The organism is Lysinibacillus sp. NPDC093190 (assembly GCF_050280425.1).
In the GTDB taxonomy this organism is placed as follows: Bacteria; Bacillota; Bacilli; order Bacillales_A; family Planococcaceae; genus Lysinibacillus.
This window is the reverse complement of sequence record NZ_JBNNVG010000005.1, coordinates 76,814-101,684: the sequence shown is the minus strand read 5'-3', so window position 1 is coordinate 101,684 and position 24,871 is coordinate 76,814. Positions and strand designations below refer to the sequence as shown.

The 24,871-nt window shown below is 36.9% G+C and carries 24 protein-coding genes; 19 read left to right on the top strand and 5 right to left on the bottom strand.

All coding sequences use genetic code 11. From position 1 onward, the window contains the following. The first annotated feature begins 471 nt into the window (after positions 1–471). From ACQKOF_RS06205 to ACQKOF_RS06190, 4 genes are all read left to right on the top strand, one after another. On the top strand, positions 472–1,428 hold the full coding sequence (locus tag ACQKOF_RS06205) for an AAA family ATPase (RefSeq protein WP_427554633.1): 957 nt from the start codon (positions 472–474) through the stop codon (positions 1,426–1,428). 23 nt (positions 1,429–1,451) lie between these two features. Continuing rightward, the gene (locus ACQKOF_RS06200; protein WP_427554631.1) at positions 1,452–2,087 is read left to right on the top strand and encodes an RNA ligase family protein; all 636 of its coding nucleotides are present in this window, start codon (positions 1,452–1,454) and stop codon (positions 2,085–2,087) included. Between the two features lie 484 nt (positions 2,088–2,571). Then, complete coding sequence (locus tag ACQKOF_RS06195) at positions 2,572–3,657, top strand: YHYH domain-containing protein (protein ID WP_427554629.1); 1,086 nt, start codon at positions 2,572–2,574, stop codon at positions 3,655–3,657. Then, positions 3,647–4,270 (top strand): hypothetical protein, encoded by a 624-nt coding sequence (locus tag ACQKOF_RS06190; protein WP_427554627.1) that lies wholly within the window; start codon positions 3,647–3,649, stop codon positions 4,268–4,270. The genes ACQKOF_RS06195 and ACQKOF_RS06190 overlap by 11 nt, the downstream gene beginning before the upstream one ends. 65 nt (positions 4,271–4,335) lie before the next feature. Here ACQKOF_RS06190 and ACQKOF_RS06185 read toward each other — a convergent pair whose 3' ends face one another. Next, positions 4,336–5,526, bottom strand: a complete 1,191-nt coding sequence (locus tag ACQKOF_RS06185) for a coenzyme F420-0:L-glutamate ligase (protein ID WP_427554625.1) — start codon at positions 5,524–5,526, stop codon at positions 4,336–4,338. A gap of 124 nt (positions 5,527–5,650) precedes the next feature. Here ACQKOF_RS06185 and ACQKOF_RS06180 point away from each other — a divergent pair, with 124 nt between their 5' ends. Next, positions 5,651–6,571, top strand: coding sequence for a LysR family transcriptional regulator (locus ACQKOF_RS06180; RefSeq protein WP_427554623.1), 921 nt, complete (start codon positions 5,651–5,653; stop codon positions 6,569–6,571). A 351-nt stretch (positions 6,572–6,922) separates the two neighbouring features. On the opposite strand, the gene ACQKOF_RS06175 is transcribed toward ACQKOF_RS06180, so the two are convergent. Next, complete coding sequence (locus tag ACQKOF_RS06175; RefSeq protein ID WP_427554621.1) at positions 6,923–7,804, bottom strand: LysR family transcriptional regulator; 882 nt, start codon at positions 7,802–7,804, stop codon at positions 6,923–6,925. Between the two features lie 113 nt (positions 7,805–7,917). On the opposite strand from ACQKOF_RS06175, the gene ACQKOF_RS06170 reads away from it, so the two are divergent. Then, a complete protein-coding gene (locus ACQKOF_RS06170; RefSeq protein ID WP_427554777.1) occupies positions 7,918–8,934 on the top strand; it encodes a YeiH family protein in 1,017 nt (338 codons plus the stop codon). A gap of 121 nt (positions 8,935–9,055) precedes the next feature. Here the strand turns inward: ACQKOF_RS06170 and ACQKOF_RS06165 are convergent, their stop codons facing one another. Next, the gene (locus tag ACQKOF_RS06165; RefSeq protein WP_053482858.1) at positions 9,056–9,391 is read right to left on the bottom strand and encodes a heme oxygenase; all 336 of its coding nucleotides are present in this window, start codon (positions 9,389–9,391) and stop codon (positions 9,056–9,058) included. A gap of 275 nt (positions 9,392–9,666) precedes the next feature. On the opposite strand from ACQKOF_RS06165, the gene ACQKOF_RS06160 reads away from it, so the two are divergent. From ACQKOF_RS06160 to ACQKOF_RS06100, 13 genes are all read left to right on the top strand, one after another. Next, complete coding sequence (locus ACQKOF_RS06160; RefSeq protein ID WP_427554619.1) at positions 9,667–10,353, top strand: response regulator transcription factor; 687 nt, start codon at positions 9,667–9,669, stop codon at positions 10,351–10,353. Then, entirely contained in the window at positions 10,337–11,764 is a 1,428-nt protein-coding gene (locus ACQKOF_RS06155; protein ID WP_427554617.1) for a HAMP domain-containing sensor histidine kinase, read from the top strand. Before ACQKOF_RS06160 ends, ACQKOF_RS06155 begins: the two co-directional genes overlap by 17 nt. 124 nt (positions 11,765–11,888) lie before the next feature. Then, positions 11,889–12,752, top strand: coding sequence for a peptidylprolyl isomerase (locus ACQKOF_RS06150; RefSeq protein WP_427554615.1), 864 nt, complete (start codon positions 11,889–11,891; stop codon positions 12,750–12,752). Positions 12,753–12,764: 12 nt separating this feature from the next. Next, entirely contained in the window at positions 12,765–13,466 is a 702-nt protein-coding gene (locus ACQKOF_RS06145) for a polyphosphate polymerase domain-containing protein (protein WP_427554613.1), read from the top strand. Between the two features lie 28 nt (positions 13,467–13,494). Beyond that, positions 13,495–14,178: a DUF4956 domain-containing protein gene (locus tag ACQKOF_RS06140; protein WP_370043922.1), complete on the top strand. Its 684-nt coding sequence runs from the start codon at positions 13,495–13,497 to the stop codon at positions 14,176–14,178. Between the two features lie 46 nt (positions 14,179–14,224). Beyond that, positions 14,225–16,018, top strand: coding sequence for a CotH kinase family protein (locus ACQKOF_RS06135; protein ID WP_427554611.1), 1,794 nt, complete (start codon positions 14,225–14,227; stop codon positions 16,016–16,018). A gap of 89 nt (positions 16,019–16,107) precedes the next feature. Continuing rightward, on the top strand, positions 16,108–16,710 hold the full coding sequence (locus tag ACQKOF_RS06130; RefSeq protein WP_427554609.1) for a class I SAM-dependent methyltransferase: 603 nt from the start codon (positions 16,108–16,110) through the stop codon (positions 16,708–16,710). A 493-nt stretch (positions 16,711–17,203) separates the two neighbouring features. Then, positions 17,204–18,427, top strand: a complete 1,224-nt coding sequence (locus tag ACQKOF_RS06125; RefSeq protein WP_427554607.1) for an ABC transporter substrate-binding protein — start codon at positions 17,204–17,206, stop codon at positions 18,425–18,427. 396 nt (positions 18,428–18,823) lie between these two features. Next, positions 18,824–19,699 (top strand): branched-chain amino acid ABC transporter permease, encoded by an 876-nt coding sequence (locus ACQKOF_RS06120; protein WP_053482855.1) that lies wholly within the window; start codon positions 18,824–18,826, stop codon positions 19,697–19,699. A gap of 13 nt (positions 19,700–19,712) precedes the next feature. After that, positions 19,713–20,648, top strand: a complete 936-nt coding sequence (locus ACQKOF_RS06115) for a branched-chain amino acid ABC transporter permease (RefSeq protein ID WP_427554605.1) — start codon at positions 19,713–19,715, stop codon at positions 20,646–20,648. Further along, positions 20,648–21,427 (top strand): ABC transporter ATP-binding protein, encoded by a 780-nt coding sequence (locus ACQKOF_RS06110; protein ID WP_427554603.1) that lies wholly within the window; start codon positions 20,648–20,650, stop codon positions 21,425–21,427. Before ACQKOF_RS06115 ends, ACQKOF_RS06110 begins: the two co-directional genes overlap by 1 nt. Continuing rightward, positions 21,427–22,134 carry an ABC transporter ATP-binding protein gene (locus ACQKOF_RS06105; protein ID WP_427554601.1) on the top strand — a complete coding sequence of 236 codons (708 nt, stop codon included), beginning with the start codon at positions 21,427–21,429 and terminating at the stop codon, positions 22,132–22,134. Before ACQKOF_RS06110 ends, ACQKOF_RS06105 begins: the two co-directional genes overlap by 1 nt. A gap of 332 nt (positions 22,135–22,466) precedes the next feature. After that, positions 22,467–22,961: a cupin domain-containing protein gene (locus ACQKOF_RS06100; protein ID WP_427554599.1), complete on the top strand. Its 495-nt coding sequence runs from the start codon at positions 22,467–22,469 to the stop codon at positions 22,959–22,961. Between the two features lie 156 nt (positions 22,962–23,117). On the opposite strand, the gene ACQKOF_RS06095 is transcribed toward ACQKOF_RS06100, so the two are convergent. Together ACQKOF_RS06095 and rluF are read right to left on the bottom strand one after the other, a co-directional pair. Next, positions 23,118–23,837, bottom strand: a complete 720-nt coding sequence (locus ACQKOF_RS06095; protein WP_427554597.1) for a DUF6904 family protein — start codon at positions 23,835–23,837, stop codon at positions 23,118–23,120. Between the two features lie 22 nt (positions 23,838–23,859). Next, on the bottom strand, positions 23,860–24,561 hold the full coding sequence (rluF, locus tag ACQKOF_RS06090; protein ID WP_427554595.1) for a 23S rRNA pseudouridine(2604) synthase RluF: 702 nt from the start codon (positions 24,559–24,561) through the stop codon (positions 23,860–23,862). Positions 24,562–24,871 lie beyond the last annotated feature (310 nt).

Genomic DNA, 24,871 nt, shown 5'->3' with positions numbered 1-24,871 from the left:
TGATCTCCGTTCCGGCCAGCGCTTTCCTTGGGCGTCCGATGAGCCACTTGGGCCGACGAGTGTTTTCTGTGCGAAAGTGTAGTGACTAACACAGCGTCAGCAGCAAATGTTTTCTCTGTGCGAAAGCAAAGCGACAGCAACACGACGATGTTGGTCACGAAGGTGTTATCGCAGGACGTGATGTTCTTAGTCTCCGTTCTAATACTCGCTCGATCCGGGGGCTCATCTGTGACCCGGGGAGATGCCTAGCCTCTGCTCCGTTTAACTTATATTCATGGTATACGTTTCAACAAATGTTATGTCCGACTTATATCATTTTAACCCTTAAAAATTAATCCCTATACTTTAGAGTTAAGTGGATGATTGATTTTTGATAAAAAACAGCTCCGCGAGTAAAAGGGATAGATGTTAATTGCTAACTAAAGAATATGTTTCTAGAAACGATATAGACACTTGAAAGGGGGTGAGAAAATGAAGGTGATATTTACGGTTGGGTTACCTGGAAGCGGCAAGAGCACGTTTGTTAGAGGGCTAGCGAAAAGCGAAAATGCAGTTGTTCTTTCAAGTGATGCCATACGTCAAGAGTTATTTGGTGACGTTTCAAGACAGAAATCGCGAATAGTATTTCGTGTTTTGTATGAGCGTTTAAATGAATTTTTGGCTAAAGGTCAATCTGTCATTGTTGATGCAACAAATATCGAACGGGAACGTAGGATATTTGCACTGGGTAAATTGTCTAGTGATGTGAAGGTGATATGCTATTATTTTGATGTACCTTATACGTTGTGTATAACAAGAAATCAACAAAGAAAGAGAAAAGTTCCGTTAGTGATAATGGATAAAATGAGGAAGAATTTAGAGTTTCCGATAGTGGGGGAAGGATTTGAAGAGGTACATATTGTACATGAAGCGAGTCCGTATGAAATCTCAAAAGAGCAATTTCTTTCACTAATCCAAAGCGAACCCACATATGATGAGCTTTTTCAAAAGTTGAGATCTGTCCAACCATTTAAAGAGGTTTATCAATTTAATCAAGAAAATCCTTATCATCAATTTTTACTTTGCCAGCATACGTATTTTGTTTATGAATATATGAACGAATACTATATGGAGAGTGACAAGTTAGCACTACAAATAGCTGCTTTATTCCATGATGTAGGCAAACCATTTTGTAAAAAATATAAAGAATTACAACAAAGATATGGATATTATGGACATGAAAATGTATCTGCTCAAATGGTATGCCATTTTTTATTAGAGCTTGGCTTTGAAGAAGACTTTGTTTTAAAGGTTGTTAATTTAGTGCAATTTCATATGTTAATTCAATATGGGGGCGATAAGGGTTCGAGTAAGATTTATCATTTATTAGATGGTGACTTATTAACAAAGCTTTATTTCTTTCGTGAAGCAGATCAATTTGCGAAGTAGACGTAAACAAAGGAAGTGAGTTTATGACCAATTTGATGAAATATCCAAGAAGCTTTCATTTGCCGTGGAGTAGAGGATATACACATGATGATAAGGTTGCTAAAAATGTTGATCATTTTATTGGAAAAGAGGTAGTTGTAACCGAAAAATTAGACGGGGAAGGAACAACACTTTATCAACACTATATGCATGCTAGAAGCTTAAATTCAGGAGATCATCCGTCGAGGCATTGGGTAAAAACGTTTCATGCTACATTTGCCTTCCAGATTCCAGAAGGTTGGAGATTATGTGGTGAAAATATTTATGCCAAGCACTCCATTTACTACAATGAGTTAACTAGTTACTTTTATTTATTTAGTATTTGGAACGAAAAAAATATTTGTTTAAGCTGGGATGAAACAGTCCGTTATGCAGCTGAATGGGGGATTGAAACGGTACCTGTATTATATCGAGGTATTTTCGATGAAGAAAAAATAAAGAAGACGTTTACAGGAAAATCGCTTCTTGGGGGTGAGCAGGAAGGGTATGTTATTAGAAACGCGGCTGCCTTCCATCATGATGATTTTCGATATAATCTAGGGAAATTTGTGAGACAGAATCATGTTCGAACAAGCGAGCACTGGTTAAATGAAGAAGTGATTCCTAATCAATTGAAATAAGCTTTATTTGAAAAGATTGAATCTACTATAAAACAAAAGGACTGAGAACAATGTAATTCTTTAACATGAAATTAATAATATATAATAAATATGAGGAAGTATGCAGTGGCAGCGAGTCCCTTTGCTGAATAGGGACTTACAGGTTCGATTCCTGTCAACCTCACTAAATGAAAAGACATAATAGAATTTATTCCCTCTAAGTAGACAATGTAAAAAGGATACTTAGGGGGTTTTTCTATGAACAGGATAGATTAACCTTCTGCTTCGTGGGGATTCGTGGGGAAGTATTACATTTTTTAAATAAATAATTTAGTATAGCTACCATCTTTTAGACTTTTTCCTCAAAAACTAAACGCACTCCCATTTGTCACTTTTATTATTTAATTTTTTTAGATCGGAATGGAGAATAGAAAAATCGTACTATACGTCATGGGAAACATGATATAAGATAAAATATAGTAATTATTATAAATAGGAGGTAAAAATGGTGAAAAATGTTTATTTGTCGATAATTAGTATTTTAGCATGCTGTTTTTTACTTCTGTTACCGTATACAGCAAGTGCCCATCCAGGCAGAACTGATAGCAATGGAGGACATACCTGTCGAACTAACTGCGCAAAATGGGGATTAAAAAATGGAGAGTATCATTATCATAATGGCGGTAGTACATCCAACGGTAGTAGTGGTGCATCCAGTGGTAGCAGTAGTACATCAAAGCCTGCCCCAACAAAATCTGTAACCTCAACGCCAGAGCCAAAAGTGGATGAGGATCAAGTGAAGGCGGAAAACTATTACACAACAGCAACGGATTTATATAATAGTGGAGATTATAAGAAAGCTATTACTGAACTTGAAAAGATTTATGAATTGAATAAAAGTAGTAGTAAGACAGATAGTCTTATTCAAAATTCTATGAATGCTATTTATCAGTTGGCTGAATCTAAGGGTAATGCAGGGGATTATTCAATCGCTAAAGATTATGCGATTTATATAAAAGAAAATCGACATGCTAGCGACGAGATAAAGCTAAAGGTTAATGGTTTATTAAAACAAATAGAAGAGAATGAGAAAATCAATGAATTGCTTAATAAAGCAACAAATGCTAGAGATGAAAAAGATTACGAAAAAACTTTCGGCTTTATCCAAGAGGCTCAGAAGATAAAAGATTTAGATAAAATTAAATCTTTTTATAATGAAACGGTAGAGTCTTTAACGAGTGATGCAGAAGAAGCATTTCACCAAAAGCAGTATGGGGATGCTAAAAAGCTTTATAAATTATTGGTCAAAAAAACAGAAACGCCAACATTAATCTCACAATATCAAAAGAAAATCCAGCGAATACAAGGCGAACAATTACTACAAAAAAGTTTTGATATTAAGACAACTGATTTTGAAGGGACGTCTCTTTTTAATTATTTAATGGAAGATGAAAACAACGCACCTTATGATGAAAATATTGTAAATATATTAAAAGACTCCTTACATGAGGGTACAGATAATACTAGGAAATTTATATTTAATGTTAACATTGAAGAATTGTTAAAGGGGGGAAAGAAAGATGCTGCATAAATCAGAGTTAAAACTTAGAACCCCGATTTTTAAAACAGCTTGGTTTATGTGGTTTTGGTTAATTATTTTTCCTCCTTTGGGTGTATTTCTTATGTGGAAACAGGGACGGCTTACTAAAATGAAACGTACTATAGCTACCGTAATAGCCGGTGTCTACTTTGTCTCTCCGATGATAATTGGAATGGCAACAACGCTGCCTCTTTATAATAATCAAGAAGAATTTATAGAGGTATTCAATAAAGAAGTAAAAAAACTAGACTTCTCATATTCTCTTGAAAATATAAAAAAAGAAGAAGAAACAATTACTTCGAAATTGGGTAAGGATATTACTTTAATTGAAAATATTGATGAAAAAGGCGCAGTACATGAGTTGGTTATGGTGGGGCAAGGCGAAGGAATGGATATCATACTTTCTATGGGATTGTTAATTGGTATGACAAACCCTGACTTAAACCCAAACGGGATAGGCGCTGTTTTGAAGGATTTACGTTTGTTTGACGAAAGTTATGAATATCAAAAGAATGAAACAACTGTAGAGAAAAATACGATTCGATATAATTTAAAATATGATCAAGCTGCTGGTGTAATATTTAGTGTTTCAAAAGTGAATTAATATATAAAACTAATGAATATTTTAGTAAAAAAAGTGCGAGCAACCAGCTCGCACTTTTTTGAAAATTATTTAGTATAGTTATCGAAATAACCTTGTATATAAATCATCGGTGTTCCTTTGTCACCTGAACCTGAAGTTAAATCTGAAAGAGAGCCAATTAGGTCTGTTAAACGACGAGGCGTTGTACCTTGAGCAGCCATTTTCCCAGTTAAATCTTCATCTTTGTTTTGGATATACTCAGAAATTGCTGCTTTTAATTCTTCGCCGCGAAGATCGGCAAAATCGTTATCTGCTAAGTATTTTAGTTTTACTTCGTTTGGCGTGCCATCTAATCCAACAGTGAAAGCGGGTGAAACAACCGGGTCAGCTAACTCCCAAATTTTACCCACTGGATCTTTGAATGCACCATCACCATAAACCATTACTTCAACTGTTTTACCAGTAGCTTCTTTGATTTTTTTTTGGATGCCATCAACAATCGGTTGGCAAGTATGTGGGAATAGTTTTACGCTATCTTCAGTAGCTTTATTTGAACCAAGTAGACCATACTCCGCATTAAAGCCAGAACCATTATTAGATTCAGATAAAATATTATCAAGACTGTATACTTTTTCAGCGCCATTTGCCATTAAAATACGTTTTGTACGTAAGCGTGTATGAATATCACAAGTTAAAACACTCTTCGTAAAAGCTAAAATTGTTTTTGGGTTATTTGAAAAAATCACTTCACAAGAAGCGCCTTCAGCTTCGATTAGTTCTTTATAATATTCAATATAATCTACACCTGTAAATGTATGTTTTTTATAGCCGAAATGCTCACGGAATTCAACCTCAGTTAAAGTATCTGTCCAAGGATTGATCCCTTTTACATCTAGCTCATCGATATCAACTAGGTGATTTCCAACCTCGTCAGATGGATAGCTAAGCATAAGAACAACTTTTTTTACGCCTTTAGCAATACCACGTAAGCAGTTAGCGAAACGATTACGGCTTAGAATTGGAAAAATAACGCCAACAGTATCGTCACCAAATTTAGCAGCTACGTCAGCTGCGATATCATCAATGGATGCATAGTTACCTTGTGCACGCGCTACGACAGATTCTGTTACTGTGACAATGTCACGATCTTCAATGGAATAACCTTCAGTCTTTGCTGCATTTAATACTGTATCAACAACGATTTGCTCAATATTATCGCCTTCGTTAATAATTGGACCACGAAGACCTCTTACTACTGTACCAACTACACGTTCCAAAATAATCTCTCCTTATTAAATAGGTAAATGTATGTTAAATAAAACCAATATGGTTTTACTATACGCTCCTTTAGTGATATAAGTAAAATTAATAGTTCGTATAATAGCTATAAGGAGTGCTTATATGATAGGGAAATTAGATTTATATCGCGTTTTTAGTATTGTTGCTAAAAATAATAGCTTTTCAAGTGCGGCTAAAGATTTATATATGACTCAACCAGCTGTTAGCCAAGCCATGATGCAATTAGAAAAGGAGCTAGGTACACGTCTCTTTAATCGCACACCTAAAGGGGTGACATTAACAACTGAGGGTAAACTTTTATATGAGTATACAAATTCAGCGTTAGGCCTTTTAGATGCTGGTGAGGAGAAGTTGCTAGAATTCAAAAATTTAACAACAGGTCAGTTGAAAATTGGGGTAGGGGACACTATTTCTCGTTTCTTTTTAATGCCTTATCTAGAGACGTTTCATACAATGTATCCAAATATAAAATTACAAATGTTAAATGGAACGACTTCGGAAATTTGTAACTTTATTAAATCTGGTGAGGTTGATATAGGACTTTGTAATTTCCCGATAGAAGATCAGACATTACAGTTAACCGCTTGCACAGAGGTTCAGGATATTTTTGTATGCGGCGAGAAGTACAAAACGTTGGCATCAAAAAGCTTAAGCTTTGAGGATCTGTTAAAGTTTCCACTTATTTTTTTAGAGAAAAAATCAAATTCAAGAAAGTATGTAGAAGATTATTTATTTGCAAGAGGGATCTTCATTGAACCTGAGTTCGAGCTTGGTTCACATGATCTAGTGCTGGAATTTGCACGCAGTAATTTAGGGATTGCTTGTGTAACGAAAGAATTTTCTAATGATTATTTGCAGCGAGGACTTTTATATGAGCTAACATTAACAGAAAATATACCAACACGAAGCATTGGCATGTGTTATTTGAAAAGCGTACCTTTATCTCGAGCAGCATTGAAATTTGTAGAAATTATTGAGCATAAGCAGGAACGTAAACGTCTAAATCCAAGAATTATAAAGTGAGCTTAGCGAGTAGTGTTGAAAACCAAAATGGTGAAGGGAATCTATGTCACATTAAATAAAGTATGGCTCTTCTGCAAAACGAGAGGTTGATTTCCGTTCCGACTGGGCGCTTTGTTGCTGCCGCTTCGCTTTCGCACAGAAAACATTTGCCGCTGACGCTTCGCTTTCGCGCAGAGCAGAGCTTCCTGGGGGCGTCCGATGAGCCGCTTCGCTTCGCTGCAGGGTCTCATCTGTGACGCTGATCCCCAAGGAGTCGCCCAGTCGCCACTCCAATCAACCACTTCACATAGTATATATCTTCTGACACATAATAGCTTTTCAACAACATGAAGCTTAGCGAATTACTAGTCGCTAAGCTTTTTTTAATAGTGCCTCTATAAGAATGTCAACATTGCGTTTATTTTTCATCGTAGGTGAGTACAAATATGAAAATGTTCGTATAAAATGCTGGTCCTCGAGAGGTAAGATTTTTATATCGCCATTTTTTAATTCACGCTCAATGACACTAGCAGACAGTAATGAAAGTCCTAGCCCTTGAATAACACTTTCTTTCACACCTTGATTACTACTAATAGTAAGAAGTGAACCTACTTGGAGCCCATTTGCTCTAAATAAATGGTCTAAATAATAACGTGTGCCAGAGCCTTCTTCACGTGCGACCCAATTTTGTTGCTGTAAGTCCGCGACCGTAATAGTTGATTCCTTTGCAAGAGAATGATTACTCGCGCTGACAATAAATAACTCATCTTGCATAAACGGTTTAATAAAAAGTTCATGGTCGTGTGCCTGTCCTTCAATAAGACCGATATCGACTTGTAACAATTTTGTATATTGAATGATTTCTTTCGTATTGCCAATAATAACTTGAAGCTCTAGCTGAGGGAATTGCTGCTGCAAGCTCGCTATGATAGGAGGCAATATATATTCGCCAATTGTAAAGCTAGCGCCAATTACAAGTGTACCTTGAATTTCATGATGATAGGTTAAAATATCTTCCTTTGCCGCCTCTGTGATTGCCATCATTTGCTTAGCTCGTTTATATAAAATTTCTCCAGTTGGTGTAATTTGTACAGATTTTGGTGAACGGATAAATAAGGTCGTTTGAAATTCTTGCTCTAAGTTTTTAATGTGTAAACTGACACTTGGCTGTGAAATATGAAGTATTTCGGAGGCCTTCGTAAAATTATTGACCTCCACCAATGTGATGAACGTTTTTAAAGCATCAAATTGCATATCATCACTCCTATTATTAGAAATATTAATAATTACGATTATATATATGTATTTTACTGATGATTAACTTTTTAATAAAGTAATAATCATCAAGGATGAAAGAAGTGAACAACATGGATAATGGCCAGCATAGGTTAAAAAGTTTCCTAACCTCAGCGTTTATGAAGGGGATATTGTTGACACTCATTATTGCCTTAGTAGCAAAGTATATTTCTACATTTCCGTTTTTCTCAATATTAGGGCAGCTTGTCATTGCAATTATATTAGGTATGGCTTGGAGAGCAGCCTTTAAGGTGCAGGATTCTTGGCAAACAGGCATAACATTTTCAAGTAAAAAATTATTACGCCTCGGCATTATTTTTCTGGGTATGCGTTTAAATTTAGCGGATATTTACAATGCTGGAGCGAGTGTCTTTCTTATTGCGTTTATTAATCTGGTATTTGCTTTAGTGGTTGTCTATGGCTTAACGAGGGTATTTCATGTTGATAAGAAGCTAGGCATATTAACAGCTTGTGGCACAGCTATTTGTGGGGCTGCTGCTGTTGTCGCTATTGCTCCTCAAATTAAAGCAAATGAAAAAGAAACGGCAGTGGGCGCAGCGATAGTCGCATTGCTAGGGACTGTATTCACATTAGTCTACACGGTGTTATACTCGGTATTTAACTTAACTCCTACTGAATATGGTATTTTTGCGGGGGGTACTCTACATGAAATTGCTCATGTCATTGCAGCGGCCTCAGCTGGTGGAAATGAAGCGATTGATATGGCAGTTATTGTTAAGCTAACACGTGTCGCATTGCTTGTACCCGTAGCTATTGTCATCGGTATTTTATATCGGAGAAATGAAAAGGAACAGGAAAAAGAAGGGTTTTCACTGTCGATAATCCCGTGGTTTATTCTTGGATTTTTAGCGATGAGTGCTATTAATTCGTTAGGGATAGTACCAGCTAATGTAGCGCAAACATTTGTAAATATCGCTTATATTTTAATTGGGATGGCGATGGCTGGACTAGGTTTAAATGTAGATATAAAAACCTTTAAACAATTAGGCGTAAAAGCGTTTATTGCAGGACTTATCGGTTCGGTTTGTTTATCAATACTTGGCTATGTTTTAGTTGTTTTCATGTAATCAAGAATAAAAAATCCTGCATTTTCGAAAATGCAGGATTTTTTTAGATAGAATCAGAAGATGTTTTAGTTTTTATCCCACTACCTCATAAATAGTGGAGTTATGGTATACAAATCGAAAGTTAGCGTGATGCTTCAATTGAAGAAGCTAATTCAGCTATTACTATTTTGCTACCAATCATTGGACTGTTTTCAGGTTTTCCTCCCTCAGAGCCTTGTCCAGGACGGTGATGAGCTGCAGCGAACGCATCGCTGTTACGCCAAGCTTGGAAATGTTCCTTAGACTCCCAGTACATATTGACGCTCATTTCGTCATAAGTCGGATCATCAGTTGAAACTAATACCTCCACTTTATGGAAGCCTTCAAACTGCTGTAGAGGTCCTGGCTTTGTAAAGTTCGGTGCCATTTTTGCAGCAAAGCCGGGTTTTACTTGAATACGATTTGTAACAATAATCATGCTTTCCCCCCCTAATCATTTTTTAGTTAACTATATGAATGAATTATCAATGATTATCATTCGCAATCAATGATAATTCGCCTAGGAAGACATTGTCAATAGAAGAACAATGTAAATTGCAAATAGCTCGATATTTAAAATGTATGAACCAAGACCTAAATAAAGAAATATACGCCACTATAAGAATGAACAGACTCATTAGGTCCTGACATTTAACTGACATAATCCGATGATATAATGAAAATACGAATGAACTGGTGACGAGGTGAAAGGCCATGGCAAAAATATTAGTAGTAGAAGACGAATATGCAATAAGCCAAGTTTTGAAGGCATATTTGAAAAAAGTAGGCTATGATGTTATGCAATGTTTTAATGGCAGTCAGGCATTGGATATATTTCAAGAGGTTCAGCCTGATTTAGTATTACTCGATATCATGTTACCAGAAAAAAACGGCTGGTTAATTTTAAAGGAAATTAGAGAAATTAGTTCTTGTCCAGTTATCATGCTAACAGCATTAGGCGATGTAAATTATCGATTAGAGGGCTTCGATCAAGGAGCAGACGATTATATTGCAAAGCCATTTATAGCTGATGAGGTAGTGGCAAGAGTAAAGGCAGTTTTAAGGCGCGCTAAAGGAAGCTATGAATCTTCAGGAATAAAACGCTTTGGTGGGCTAGAGGTTGATATGAAAGCCCATCGAGTGCTACTTAAGGGAGAAGAAATCATCTTAACGCCTAGAGATTTATCTGTACTTTTATTTTTGGCCGAACACCCAAACCAAACATTTACACGTGATCAACTTATAGATCAAGTTTGGGGCTGGGAGTATGAAGGTAGTGATAGAGCAGTGGATTTAGCAGTGAAGCGACTAAGAAGGGTACTTAAGGAATGGAATGAGGAAGAGGGAGAAATAAAGACACTACGTGGATTGGGGTATCAGCTAAGTGTTCAAAAAAAATAAGCGAATATCTTTACGCAATTATTGGACAAGCCGCTATTTATTAACTCTCTTTGTAGGTCTAGCCATTATCTCTTTTATTTCTGCTGCATGGATTCGACATACGACGTTTCAAAATCGACTTGAGATGATGGAATTTATAGCAGACGAGACTGTATTTCGCCTAACAGATACTTCTGGCCAAAATAATGGACCTATGAGCGGTATTCCGGGGTTTATTGGTAATCGTGAGCGATCTACTATGCGAGAAATTGATCCCGTTTTATATGTTGTAGATACGGCAGGCAATATAGTAAGTAGCAATCGACCGATGCCGCCAGGGAGTGAAAAAAATGTTGCCAACTTACTGGATGGAGAAGAAGGGACAAAGAAAATAACTGTAACGAGTGAGGGGCAAGAGTTAGTTCAATATGTCGTAAAAAGAAAACTTGAAAGGGACAATAAGGAAGTTGGCTGGGTGCTTGTCTTAGAGAAAAAGGAGAATTTAACGAAGGTTAACCAAGCATATGGACTACTGGCATTACTTATTGGGGCACTTGCTGTATTGGGGTGGGGTGCTATTTATTTTTTATCAAAACGTTTAGCACATCCAATAAAACAAGTCGCCGAAGCCGCAAAGCAAGTGCAAGAAGGAAACTATACAGTTGACTTGCCTCAAAATATTAAGGAAGAAGAAATTTATGAGCTCGTTACCTCCTTTAAGGAAATGGCGAATAAGCTAGAACAATTAGAAAAGACTCGAACAGAATTATTAGCAGGCGTCACCCACGAGCTAAAAACACCGGTCACGTCAATTAGTGGATTATTGCAGGCAGTAAAAGATGGAGTCGTTACAGGGCAGGATGCTAGTGAATTTATTCAAATGGCACTAGTAGAAACGACGAAAATGAAAACGATGGTTGGTGATTTGCTAGCTTTTAATCATTTTGCGGTAGATGCAATCCCAGTAAAGATTGAAACAATGAATGTTAATCAGTTAGTACGTGATGCTGCAGCACAATGGGAAGTAATGCAGGATGACGAAAATGTAAAAATACAAATGGATTTCCTCGCACAATCCGTTGAGGTTCAGGTAGATGTTGTAAGAATACAGCAAATTGTTACGAATCTATTAACGAATGCAAAGCAGGCCATGGTGGAAGGGATTGTTACCATAACGCTGAAAGAAATGGCGGATGATGTTTTAATTTCTGTGCAGGACACCGGATACGGTATCCCTCAAGAAGATCAAGCATTCATTTTTGAGCGTTTTTATAGAGGAGAAAATAAAAAATATCAGGTCCGTGGATTAGGCTTAGGATTATCACTTAGTAAAATGATGGCGCAATCTATAGGCGGTGATTTACGACTAATTGACAGTAATTCATCAGGAACATGCTTTGAAATAATACTAAAAAAGGCTACTACGCTCTAAAAGGCGTGGTAGCCTTTTTGTAAAGATTTTTTGAAGGAAATGTAAAGCTGACATCTGACTGACACATTAGGCCTTTATAGTAAGCATTGTAAACGAGAAACCAAAAGAAAGGATGGGTTCAAGGATGACCGCAAACAAAAGATTTCTCAGAACGATGGCCTTACCCGCTGCATTATTAATGCTATTAGCTGGATGTGGTGAGAGTAAAGATTATGTGGCGAAGGTTGATGGTGAAAAGATTTTACAAACAGAGTTAGATGACGCATTGCGTGAACAATACGGTACAGAGGTACTAGATACACTAATTACCAATAAAATAGTTGAGCTAGAGGCGAAGAAAGTGGGTGTTTCTGTATCTGAGGACTCTATTCAAGAAGAATATGAGAATTTAGCGGAGTCTTATGGTGGAGAGGAATTGTTAAAAACGACACTAGAGGAAAACGGACTGACGGAGCAAAGTGTGAGGGATAATATCCGTATGTATCAGCTTACAAAAAATGTAATCGCTGAAAGTATCGACATATCAGATGAGGAAGTAGCTCAATATTTTGAAGACAATAAAGATAACTATGGACAAAAAGAAGAGGTTCTAGCCAGCCATATTTTATTAGAGGATGAGGCAACAGCAAAGGATGTGCTAGCCAAAATAAAAGCTGGTGAGGATTTTAAAGAGCTAGCAAAAACATATTCAATCGATTCATCAACGAATGAGGGTGGCGGGGAAATTGGCTATATTAATCGAGGACAAATGGATGAGAAATTTGAAGAAGCCGCATTTGGCCTTGAAAAAGGTAGCATCAGTGACATTGTTCAAACGTCAGATGGTTATCACATCATTAAAGTAACTGAAAAAGTACCTGCAGAAGAGGCCGTATTCGAGGATATAAAAGATGAAGTTTATGCGACTGTACTTGAAGAACGCATAAATGACGAATACACGTCTTGGTTAGCTGAAAAACAAGAGCAATACAAAATTGAAAAAATGTAGGGAGTGAACTATATGCCTAATATTACTTCGTTTAATCCTAACGGTCGAAAGGAGATTAAACAGGCTATCTCCTATCCGGACTATGCATTACTAAAAACTAAGCTACGGCATGTAATGCAGTTAGACAAGAATGCTGGGACGAATGGTAAGTATTTAATTCGCAGCACATATTTCGATAACTTTGCAAACAAAGTTCTAAATGAAAAAAAAGAGGGTTATATCAATCGAGATAAATATCGAGTACGAATTTATGGAAAATCCACTACGACTATAAATTTGGAGCGAAAAAGTAAACGAAATAATTTAACCTTTAAAACGAAGTGTGCCATATCTCAAAAGGAATATGAAAAAATGCGTGGTGGGGATATTGCTTGGATGGAGGAAGACAAACGAGCGTTAATTCAAGATTTATATCAGGACATGAAGTATAACCAATTGAAACCAATGACAGTTGTCGATTACGAGCGGGAGGCTTACATCTATCCCTTTGGAAATGTGCGTGTCACATTTGATAGTAAAGTACAGTCGAGCCTACGTAATACAGATATGTTTAATCCGAAACTACCGATGGTTGATGTACTTGAGCCAAACTTAGTTATTTTAGAAGTGAAATATGATGAGTACTTACCGGATATTATTAAGTACTTATTACAATCAGTAGATACACGTGCTGAGGCATATTCGAAATATCAGCTTAGTCGTATGTACGGCTAATTGGCTATTTATAAAGGAGAGTTGAACAATGGATACTATAAAATATAGCGATATTTTTAAATCCAGCTTTTTAGAGAAAACAACATCATTTTCATTAATAGATTCACTGATAGGGTTAGTTGTAGCGTTCTTTGTAGGGCTGTTTATTTACGCTGTTTACAAGAAAACCTTTAACGGAGTGATTTACTCTCATTCCTTCAATATTTCACTGCTCATTATGACGATGGCAACAGCACTAGTGATTATGGGAATAAGTTCAAATGTGCTGTTATCGTTAGGTATGGTTGGTGCGCTATCAATTGTGCGTTTCCGTACACCTATTAAAGATCCTATGGATTTAGTATATATTTTCTGGGCAATAGTTTCTGGGATTCTTTGTGGTGCAGGATTTATTCCACTTGTTATAATCGGTGCCGTTCTAATTGGTCTTGTACTACTCGTGCTAGTGAACAAAATTACTGTGGAAAATCCATATTTATTAATTGTTAAATTTGAAGAAGATTTTGCTTGTGAGGAAGTGGAGCGTATTATTGCGGCACAGTCTAAAAAATTCGCTTTAAAATCAAAATCTATTATGTCGAATGTTGAAATCGAAACAACCTATGAAATTCGTGTTAAACAAAATGATACAAAGCTGATGGACAATCTTACAAAAGTACCTGGAGTAAAATCAGCAGTAATGCTTAGTTATGATGGTAATTTCACTGCTTAGTAACCACTTTAGAGGAGTTTTCTTACTATGAAGAGAGGTGCAGATAATGATTAAAACACGGGTTGTCTATATTTGTATGGCAATTCTGCTACTCCTCTTTGTTGTTGTATTTGCTGTGCTTCCAAACGCAGGCATTGAAACAAAAAATACCGAGTTTTCCTATGAGTCTATTGTGTTTAATGAAAATAAAGTAACAACGGTAGATATTGAAATAGCCGAGGAAGATTGGACAGACATGCTAGAAAGTGCAGCAGATAAGGAGTTGAAGCAAGCTAATATCACGGTAAATGGCAAGAGAATAGAGAATGTAGCTATCCGTACAAAAGGAAGTTCATCACTGAACTCGGTTGTAAATAGCGACTCGGATCGATATAGCTTAAAAATAGATTTCGATTATTACGATAATACACAAAGCTTATATGGCTTGAAAAAATTAAATTTAAACAATAATTTCAGTGATACAACATTAATGCGAGAATACATTTCTTATGAGCTCATGGAACAAATGGGATTACCTACACCCGCTCATTCATATATGTATGTCACAGTGAATGGTGAGGATCGAGGTTTATTTTTAGGGGTAGAAGCAGTGGATGAAACATTCCTGGCAAATAACTACGGCTCTAATGATGGATTTTTGTTTAAACCAGATGGGACAGGCAGTGATTTGAAATATATTAGTGATGATATTGCTGATTATACGGGAATTGGCTTAAAAACGAACGAAGGCAATGTCGATCAATCAAAATTCATTGAAATGGTTAAAGCCATCAATAATGGCGGCAATATCGAAAAATATATTGATGTCGATGAAATGCTGCGTTATTTTGCTGTAAACACGGCACTCGTAAATCTTGATAGTTATCAGGGAACTATGAAACACAATTACTATTTGTATGAGGAAAATGGTGTGTTTTCGATTATACCATGGGATTTTAATATGTCGTTTGGAGGCTTTGGCGTTGGTGGTAGAATGGGTGGCAACAATAAAATCCAAGACAATGCCGATATGAAAGCACCTAATGATGCACAGATAAATGATAAATTCGAAATGATGCCTCTGAGTAATGGTAAACAGCAACGACCAAATGCTGACCGGAATCAAGGTGGACTCGATATGGGATTTGGATTGTCAGGGGATCTGATGGATGATAGCGCTATTAACTTTAGTGTAACTACACCTGTATCTGGCACAACATTAGAGGAGCGGCCGCTATTAAACGCCTTACTTTCCAATGAAGATTATCGTGCTAAATATGAAGGCTATTTAGAAGAGGTAGCGACTAAGTACTTAACAGAAGATTACGTACAGAACATTACCAAAAAATTAGCATTGCTATTAACAACTTATGTGGAAGCAGACCCTACGAAATTTTCTACAACAGAACAGTTTATAGAAGCGGTAGAAGGGGAAAAAAGTCTTCCTGAATTTGCAAAGCAGCGCTCCGAATCTATTTTGAAGCAGCTGTCTGGGGAGCTTGTTGTGGAAGCAACAACACAAGGGAATATGGAAATGCCTAATCCAGACGAAATTGGTGACATGAATATTCCAATGCAAAGACCAGATGACTTTGATCCGAATCAAATGCCAGAGGATTTTGATCCTTCACAAGCCCCTCCATTTAATCAAAATGGCGATAATCAGGGAGAAAGACCAAATGGTGGTGGTCCAATGCAACGACCTGACCAAAATGGAGGACCTATGTGGCCTAACCAAGGCGACGAACTAAAGCAAGAAACCGTTATCGATAAAAATACAATTCTTACAGCGGTTGTTTACTTTGTCTTGTTAATAGTTGCACTACTCTTTGTTTTAAAATTCAAACGAAGAGGTCGTTAAAAAAAAAAATAACCATATCCAAAACTTTTGGGTATGGTTTTTGCTTTTCATCGTGCTAAAATTAATCATTCTTTTTTAGGAGTAATAGTATGAATGAACATCAATTTGATAAATATTTGCATATTAACACAGTCGGTGATCAATACGGCTTCCCTAAACTAGCTCATTATCATCGCTATGAGCCGACTCCGTATGTTGGCTTAGAACAATTATTTTTGGAGTATGAAATGCCTGATAATCCAGTGTTTATCGATATGGGATGTGGAAAAGGGAGAGTCCCTATTTATGTACATGATAAATTTCATATTCCGACAATTGGGGTAGAAATGGATGCAGGTTTTTATGCAGAGGCTGAGAATAATAAAAGGGGCTATCTTCAAAAAAAGAGTGCTCAAGCTCCGATTTCCTTTATTCATTCAATAGCGGAGGACTATGCTATTCAGCCATGCGACACGGTTTTCTTTTTTTTCAATCCGTTTTCAATCCATATTTTTCGGACAGTCATTCATAATATATGGGAGTCTTATGAACAGCATATGCGTGAAATTCATATTATTTTATATTACCCACCGTATGATTATTTACAGTTTTTACATCATGGGACGCCTTTTGAATTAATCCATGAGGTTCATCTTGAAAATGAAACAAATATTAACGAACGCCTCTGTGTGTTTGCATTGAAAAAAGCTTAGAGCTGTAGAAATAATCCAGCTCTAAGTTTTTTTAATAAGATTTAAAGACTAAGACAAATTAGAAAAAATAATCTTACTATGATCGAATGTTACTTTATTTACCTGGTAATAAATAGTTAATAGTAATTCCAAATTAATACTTCCCGAGAACGTTGTAGTGCCTTATATCCCAGAACTAGCAATTTTCGAAAAACGGACTTCTTGTAAGGAGATCTTATCGTAAAAAAAAAAATCGAAAATGCTAGTTTTATATTAATATTTATTTTAAATTAATAGATAATTCTTAAATTACTAATTATACAGAAAAATCACTCTAGACTAAATATAAAGAATGTTTTACAATGTAAAAGGTTTAATTGAATACTATATTGATTTAGTTATGGATACTTATAAATTATAATTTTGGATATTTTTGTTATTGAGGAAATGCCATTGATTGTTTATAATTATCAGAAATATCTAACATTTGAAAAAACTCAGGGGGAATAAAATTATGAGAGAGAACAAAAAGCTTAAAAAGTTTGGCTCACTTCTAGTTGCATCTTCACTACTTGCAGGCGTTCTTGCTGGCTGTGGTAACGGAGATAGTTCAAGTTCAGGAGGAGGATCATCATCAGGCGGTGGCGGTTCTTCTGACGGTGATACTATTAAAATCGGTGCAAACTTAGAGCTTTCAGGTAACGTAGCTTCCTATGGCTCTTCGATTGGTCTAGGTGCAGACCTTGCAGTGAAAGAAATTAATGATAAAGGCGGAATCGACGGTAAAAAAATTGATCTTATTAAAGTAGATAACAAGTCTGAAAATTCAGAGGCTACTGCAGCAGCTCTTAAACTAGCAACACAAGATAAAGTAGTAGCAATGCTAGCCCCAGCAACTTCTGGTAATACAGTTGCTACTGTTCAAATTGCGAATAAAAATAAAATCCCAATCGTTACTGGTTCTGGTACTGCTCCAAACATTACAGTGAATGATAATGGTAGCATTAATGAGTATGCATTCCGTACTTGTTTCATCGATCCATTCCAAGGGATTGTAGCAGCAAACTTCGCTTCTAATGAATTGAAAGCTAAAAATGTAGCTATTTTTGCGGACAATGCATCTGATTATGCAAAAGGTTTAGCGAAATCATTTAAAGAAACAATTACAAAAAATGGCGGGAAAGTTGTAAAGGAAGAAGCGTATGTAGCGAAGGATACTGATTTCCGTACACAGTTAACAAATATTAAAGGAGAGAAGCCAGACTTTATTTTTATCCCAGGATACTATGAAGAGGTCGGTTTAATTGTTAAACAAGCACGTGAAATGGGTATTGATGTACCACTGATGGGGGCTGACGGTTGGGATTCACCAACATTAGTAGAGTTAGCTGGTGCGAAAGCGCTAAATAACACGTACATCACCAACCACTACTCTGCAGAAGACCCAGATCAAAAAATTCAAGACTTCGTAAAGGCGTTTAAAGCAGCGAACAATGATAAAGCACCAGATGCATTCAATGCACTTGGCTATGACTCAATTTACTACATTGCTGATGCTATTAAACGTGCAGGCTCTACGGATGGGGAAGCAATTAAAAACGCATTAGCTGACACAAAAGATCTTTCTTTAGTAACAGGTACTTTCTCAGTTGACGAAAATCATAACCCAATTAAAACAGCAACAGTTCTTGAATTTGAAGACGGTAAACAGGTGTTCAACTCTAAAGTTAATCCTTAATGTTTTTTAGGCAAGGGGAGGCGGGGAAACACGCCTTCCTTTTTATGTTTTATCTTCATTCAGAAAAGACCCCACCATTGAAGGTGGTGAGATGAATGAGGATATGGTTCATCTACAGTGTCCAAACACCTACTGAAATAGAGGGACTCAGTCTAAGAGCGCCACGTCCTGTGGTGATGACTGAGTGACCAACATCATGTTGTTGCTGTCGCTTCGCTTTCGCACAAAAAACATCTGTTGGCCTATAGACTTTGGACGCAATTACGCTAAAGCGAAATTGATAGACCATGTAAAAAATTTTAAAAAAGGACACAATTTACTCAATTTTCAATAATAACATATAGAAGTAAGTCCTATTTTTGCATTTTTCAAAAAATAAAAAAGGAGTGAACGCTCATGGAATGGATACAGCAGCTTGTGAATGGTATTTCACTAGGTAGTATCTACGCATTAATAGCGCTGGGGTATACGATGGTATACGGGATTATTAAGCTGATTAACTTTGCCCATGGCGATGTCTTCATGATTGGGGCATTTATTGGCTTTTATGCAATTGCTAAATGGGAGCTTGGCTTCTTTCCAGCACTGTTATTGGCGATGGTGGTCTGTGCAATCTTTGGTGTTTTAATTGAACGTATTGCTTATAAGCGTTTGCGAAATGCCACACGTATTGCAGCTTTAATTACTGCAATCGGTGTATCACTATTAATCGAATATACTACTATTTTCTTCAGAGGTGCGCAACCGGCGGCATATCCTGATGTCATTACTAATAAATCATTTGATGTTTTCGGTGTTCAGATTAGTAGTACATCAATATTAATTTTATCTGTCGCAATTGTACTGATGGTTCTTTTACAATTCATCGTACATAAAACAAAAATCGGGAAAGCGATGCGTGCGGTTTCTCATGATGCCGATGCAGCACGTTTAATGGGCATTAATGTAGATAATACAATTTCAGCGACATTCGCAATTGGTTCTGCTCTAGCTGGTGCAGCAGGTGTTATCTTTGGTGTTTACTATACAAAAATCGATCCATTAATGGGTGTTATTCCAGGGGTTAAAGCATTCATCGCGGCAGTACTTGGCGGTATTGGTATTATTCCTGGTGCCATGGTAGGCGGCATGTTGCTCGGTGTTGTGGAATCATTAGTAAGTGCACTTGGTTTCTCTCTATGGCGTGATGCAGCGGCATTTGTTATTTTAATTTTAATTTTAATCTTCAGACCATCGGGTATCTTTGGTAAAAATGCCCGTGAGAAAGTGTAGGTGAGCGGTGATTATGAGAAAGTCTAAAGTTTTCTGGGGCTATGCCGTATTAGCGCTAGTCATCTATGCAGTTATTCAGGTGCTTATTTCAACGAACATTCTCGATATTTACTATCAAAATATGTTGATTACAATGTGTATTAACATCATGCTTGCGGTCAGCTTGCACATCGTCATTGGGATTACTGGTCAGTTCTCGATTGGGCATGCCGGTTTCCTAGCAGTTGGGGCATATATTTCAGCAATTATTACAACTAAGCTAATGCTTCCGTTCCCATTAGCTATTTTCTTAGGGGCACTGGCAGCAGCAGTAGCCGGTTTAATTGTAGGTATCCCGACGTTACGATTAAAGGGTGACTATTTAGCAATTGCAACGCTTGGTTTTGCGGAAATTATACGTATTATCTTTTTAAATACGGATTATGTTGGTGGCGCAGCAGGGATGCAGGTTGAATATTTATCTAATTGGACTTATGCATTTATAGGTGTTGTTCTAACAATTTTAGTAATCTCGAACTTTACGAATTCTCGTCATGGACGCGCATGTATTTCGATTCGTGAGGACGAAATTGCGGCAGATGCGATGGGTATTAACACAACCTACTATAAAGTTGTAGCGTTCGCAATTGGTTCCTTCTTTGCTGGTCTTGCAGGTGCCATCTTTGCACATAATTTTTACATTATTCAACCGACAACTTTTGGTTTCTTAAAATCATTTGATATTTTAATCTATGTAGTTCTTGGTGGTTTAGGAAGTCTTTCAGGATCCATTATTGCTGCGATTTTCTTAACTGTAATCTCAGCTTACCTAGCAAACTTCCCAGAAACACGTATGATTATTTACAGTTTAGTATTAATAGTCGTAATGCTGTACCGTCCAACAGGCTTGATGGGAACAAAAGAAGTTACGGATTTATTTAAGTTTGGTAAAAAAGGAGGTACAAAATAATGACTGGAAACCTTCTTATCAATGTTGAAAATATGGGCATTCAATTCGGTGGTTTAAAGGCGGTACAGGGCGTTAATATGTACCTGAATCAAGGAGAACTAGTAGGTCTTATAGGGCCTAATGGAGCTGGTAAAACAACAAGTTTTAACATGCTTACGGGAGTGTATAAGCCAACTGAAGGTACGATTATATTTGACGGTACAAAGTTGAACGGGCTTGCGCCATATCAAGTAACACAAAAAGGTATTAGCCGTACGTTCCAAAATATTCGTTTATTTAAAGAGCTATCTGTTCTAGATAATGTTAAGGTAGCGAACCATTCGCTTGCAAAGCATTCCATGTGGTCTTCCATTTTCCGCTTGCCGAATCATTTTAAAGGTGAGGCAGAAATGGAGCATCAATCTATTGATTTCCTAAAAATCTTTGGCTTAGATGTTTATAAGGATGAGCTTGCGAAAAATTTACCTTATGGGATGCAACGCCGACTAGAAATTGCTCGTGCCCTAGCTGCGAATCCTAAGCTGCTTTTATTAGATGAGCCAGCAGCAGGGATGAACCCGAAGGAAACGCATGATTTAATGGAATTAATAGCGTTGATTCGTAAAGAATTTGACTTAACAATTCTTCTAATTGAGCATGATATGAGCTTAGTTATGGGGATTTGTGAACGTATATACGTGCTCGATCACGGTCAATTAATCGCTGATGGGACACCAGAAGAAATTCGCAACAATCCAAAGGTAATTGAAGCTTACCTTGGCGAGGAGGTTATCAGCTAATGCTAAAAGTACAAAATATAGATGTATTTTACGGTAATATTCAAGCATTAAAGGGCCTCTCTTTAGAAGTAAATGAGGGTGAAATTGTAACGTTAATCGGTGCAAATGGTGCTGGTAAAAGTACATTGTTAAAAACATTGTCAGGTTTATTAAAATCAAAGGGTGGAATCATTGAATATGAAGGCTTCTCTATCGCAGGGAAGGCTGCACAGACAATTGTAAAATCAGGCATTTCACATGTTCCAGAGGGACGTCGTGTTTTTGCCAATATGTCTGTTGAAGAAAACTTAGAGCTTGGAGCATATCTCCGTAGCGATAAAGCTGGTATCAAAAAAGATCTGGATCATGTGTATGAATTATTCCCACGTCTTTTGGAGCGTCGTAAACAGCAATCAGGTACATTATCTGGTGGTGAGCAACAGATGCTAGCGATGGGGCGAGCATTAATGGCAAAACCGAAATTGTTATTAATGGATGAACCTTCAATGGGACTTGCACCACTCATGGTAAAAAATATTTTTAATATTATTGAGCAAGTCAACAAAGAGGGTACAACCGTATTGCTTGTTGAGCAAAATGCTAATATGGCCTTATCAGTAGCGAATCGTGCGTACGTACTTGAAACGGGGCGTATAGTATTATCAGGTACAGCAAAAGAGCTTCAAGAGAGTGAACAAGTAAAGGCAGCTTATTTAGGTGGTTTATAGAAGGAGAAGGCGTCTCAATTTTCGAGGCGCCTTTTTTTATATGAGCGTAGGGAGTGAACAGACGTATAGATCTGTTAAAGTGAAGGAAAGAAAGACTAGAACGACGGATCGAACAGTCAAGGTGACGGAAAGCAAGGCCAAAACGACGGAAGGAATGATCAAAGTGACGGAAAGAAGTCAAAGCGACGGATAGAAAGGCTAGAACGACGGATAGATCAGTTAAAGCGGCGGATAAAAAGGGCAAAACGACGGATACACTTATCAAAGTGACGAAATAGCAGTAGCATTCGTCGTTTATTATTTGGTAATGTGGACGAAAGGAGTGATGTTTTATGAAGTATTCAGCACAATATTTTATTGAAAAATTAAATTTAGCAGAGCATCCAGAGGGAGGGTATTATATATCCTCATTTAGAGCAGCTGAGGATATGACTGTAAGAGATGTACAGAGGCCAATTTATACGAGTATTTATTTCTTACTTCGTTCACAGGATATATCGCATTTGCATCGTTTGAAATCGGACGAGCTTTGGTATTATCATGCTGGCAGTCCGCTAACAGTCCATATGATTTTCCCAGATGGTACATATGAGGCGAAGAAGCTAGGATTAAATGTTGAGGCAGGAGAAGTACCACAAATAGCAGTACCGAAAAATACTATATTTGGCTCATCTGTAGAGGATGCAGATACATTTAGTTTAGTGGGCTGTATGGTTGCACCAGGCTTTGATTTTGAAGACTGCGAATTATTTACACAGGATGAGCTTTTAACTGACTATCCACAGCACGAGGAAGTTATTAGAAAAATGGCTTACAAGAAAATTTAACTTATTTCAACAGGCTGAAATAAGTTAGCCTCCGGCGGATGTCACGGATTCGGCTTTATGCAAGTACAAAGCCGAATCCGGACGCAATTATGCCAAGGCATAATTGATTAGAAGAAAAATAACCGTCTCAAAACTAGTTGAGACGGCACTTTCTATTTACCACAAAATAGTTTCAGGATAATTAGCTTTAATTTCAATTTCATGTAACGATTTTTTTGTAGTAATTGCCGCTTCCATGAGTTGTGATTTTAGCATTACATATTCATCGTCTTCTAACATTAATCGGAGAGCAAATGCTGCTAAATGAGCTTTACGTTCCTCCAAACTTAGTTGAATATACTCTAAGTTCAAAACATCTACATACTGTGTTGCATAACGGAATGTTAATGGACTTTTAGTGTGTAGCATTCTTAAAAATACTAAGTATCCTTCCTCATTAAGCTCCTGCTCTAAGCAATCAGCAACCGCTGCCTGGAATTTACGAATGACGGCAACATCAATATTCCAATCAGAAGAATCAATTAGCTCTTGATGTAGGCGAATGAAATCATTTAATGCGATAGCAGTAAAAATCAGCTCAGGCCAAAGAACCTCTGCTGCGAAATAAACATTTTTGTTTGGGAAAATTAGTTCATGCTGTGTCAGAACACTTTTATTGAGGCCGTTGCTAACAAACTCAAGCTGTTGCTCCCCCTTGGCAGCTTGACGTAGATTATAACAAACACTAAGAATGCGAAGGCGCGCTCCTTGATAATCATAATACTTGTTTTCATCACCAGTTATTTTGTAAATAGCATTAATAAGCTCATCTAAATCCCAAAAATCCCCGCTAATACGTGCGCCAGTTAACTGCTCAGTACTTCGAATTGACAGCATAGTTCTATCTCCTTAAAGTGCTTTATTTTGGTGTGTATTTAAGTAGTCTGAATAGTTCTGTGCGTTCTTTATCTGTTAAATCGCGCCACTGACCAACCTTTAAATTGCCAAGCTTAATATTCATAATACGAATGCGTTGTAGACGCTTAACGGAGTAGCCAAGTGCCGAACACATACGACGTATTTGACGATTTAAACCTTGCTCTAAAACGATTTTAAAGACTTTATCAGATATTTTTTCAACATAACAAGGTAGGGTTGTAGTATCTAAAATATCTACACCAGCTCCCATTTTTTTGATGAATTGCTCTGTAATAGGTTTATCAACTTGCACGATATATTCTTTTTCATGATGATTTTCCGCTCGTAAAATTTTATTGACGATGTCACCGTCATTTGTCAGTAATAATAGCCCTTCTGACTCTTTATCTAGTCGTCCAATATGAAAAATGCGAAGAGGGTGATTGACAAAATCAACGACATTTCCTTTTATATGACGTTCAGTTGTGCTTGTAATTCCTACTGGTTTGTTTAAGGCAATATATACGAGCTGTTCTTCTTTTTTTACCTCTTTTCCATCAACACAAACCCTATCACCAGCCTCAACTTGACTGCCGACTGTAGCAAGTTCACCATTAATTGTTACTTTACCTTCCTCTACCCATTTATCCGCACCGCGACGAGATACGATGCCTGTTTCACTCAAATATTTATTAATGCGCATACTGTTCTCCTATACATTTATATTATTGTTTAGTATACATTATAGTTGGTCACACCGTGAATCCTAGAAGCTTTTCTAGCAAATATAACTCACTCCAGGAAAACAATTTTCGTGTGCCTCCTCGTCGCTCATACTTCGTTTCATGTGCGTTCATAGCAACCTACTTTCTTAATCATGAACAGATTTTAGTATTAATCTAAAAAAATTTTAAAAAGTTGAAATTATTTTTCGTTTCTGACAATATATTGTGTAAGAGGGTATCTATAAAAATATTGTTATTTCGATATAAAATGACGATATTTGTAGAATA

Excerpts from the sequence above, each read along its gene's own strand:
- ACQKOF_RS06205 (WP_427554633.1), top strand. The coding sequence starts at position 472 with ATGAAGGTGATATTTACGGTTGGGTTACCTGGAAGCGGCAAGAGCACG.
- ACQKOF_RS06200 (WP_427554631.1), top strand. The coding sequence starts at position 1,452 with ATGACCAATTTGATGAAATATCCAAGAAGCTTTCATTTGCCGTGGAGT.
- ACQKOF_RS06195 (WP_427554629.1), top strand. The coding sequence starts at position 2,572 with ATGGTGAAAAATGTTTATTTGTCGATAATTAGTATTTTAGCATGCTGT.
- ACQKOF_RS06190 (WP_427554627.1), top strand. The coding sequence starts at position 3,647 with ATGCTGCATAAATCAGAGTTAAAACTTAGAACCCCGATTTTTAAAACA.
- ACQKOF_RS06180 (WP_427554623.1), top strand. The coding sequence starts at position 5,651 with ATGATAGGGAAATTAGATTTATATCGCGTTTTTAGTATTGTTGCTAAA.
- ACQKOF_RS06175 (WP_427554621.1), bottom strand. The coding sequence starts at position 7,804 with ATGCAATTTGATGCTTTAAAAACGTTCATCACATTGGTGGAGGTCAAT.
- ACQKOF_RS06170 (WP_427554777.1), top strand. The coding sequence starts at position 7,918 with ATGGATAATGGCCAGCATAGGTTAAAAAGTTTCCTAACCTCAGCGTTT.
- ACQKOF_RS06165 (WP_053482858.1), bottom strand. The coding sequence starts at position 9,391 with ATGATTATTGTTACAAATCGTATTCAAGTAAAACCCGGCTTTGCTGCA.
- ACQKOF_RS06160 (WP_427554619.1), top strand. The coding sequence starts at position 9,667 with ATGGCAAAAATATTAGTAGTAGAAGACGAATATGCAATAAGCCAAGTT.
- ACQKOF_RS06150 (WP_427554615.1), top strand. The coding sequence starts at position 11,889 with ATGACCGCAAACAAAAGATTTCTCAGAACGATGGCCTTACCCGCTGCA.
- ACQKOF_RS06145 (WP_427554613.1), top strand. The coding sequence starts at position 12,765 with ATGCCTAATATTACTTCGTTTAATCCTAACGGTCGAAAGGAGATTAAA.
- ACQKOF_RS06140 (WP_370043922.1), top strand. The coding sequence starts at position 13,495 with ATGGATACTATAAAATATAGCGATATTTTTAAATCCAGCTTTTTAGAG.
- ACQKOF_RS06135 (WP_427554611.1), top strand. The coding sequence starts at position 14,225 with ATGATTAAAACACGGGTTGTCTATATTTGTATGGCAATTCTGCTACTC.
- ACQKOF_RS06130 (WP_427554609.1), top strand. The coding sequence starts at position 16,108 with ATGAATGAACATCAATTTGATAAATATTTGCATATTAACACAGTCGGT.
- ACQKOF_RS06125 (WP_427554607.1), top strand. The coding sequence starts at position 17,204 with ATGAGAGAGAACAAAAAGCTTAAAAAGTTTGGCTCACTTCTAGTTGCA.
- ACQKOF_RS06120 (WP_053482855.1), top strand. The coding sequence starts at position 18,824 with ATGGAATGGATACAGCAGCTTGTGAATGGTATTTCACTAGGTAGTATC.
- ACQKOF_RS06115 (WP_427554605.1), top strand. The coding sequence starts at position 19,713 with ATGAGAAAGTCTAAAGTTTTCTGGGGCTATGCCGTATTAGCGCTAGTC.
- ACQKOF_RS06110 (WP_427554603.1), top strand. The coding sequence starts at position 20,648 with ATGACTGGAAACCTTCTTATCAATGTTGAAAATATGGGCATTCAATTC.
- ACQKOF_RS06105 (WP_427554601.1), top strand. The coding sequence starts at position 21,427 with ATGCTAAAAGTACAAAATATAGATGTATTTTACGGTAATATTCAAGCA.
- ACQKOF_RS06100 (WP_427554599.1), top strand. The coding sequence starts at position 22,467 with ATGAAGTATTCAGCACAATATTTTATTGAAAAATTAAATTTAGCAGAG.
- ACQKOF_RS06095 (WP_427554597.1), bottom strand. The coding sequence starts at position 23,837 with ATGCTGTCAATTCGAAGTACTGAGCAGTTAACTGGCGCACGTATTAGC.
- rluF (WP_427554595.1), bottom strand. The coding sequence starts at position 24,561 with ATGCGCATTAATAAATATTTGAGTGAAACAGGCATCGTATCTCGTCGC.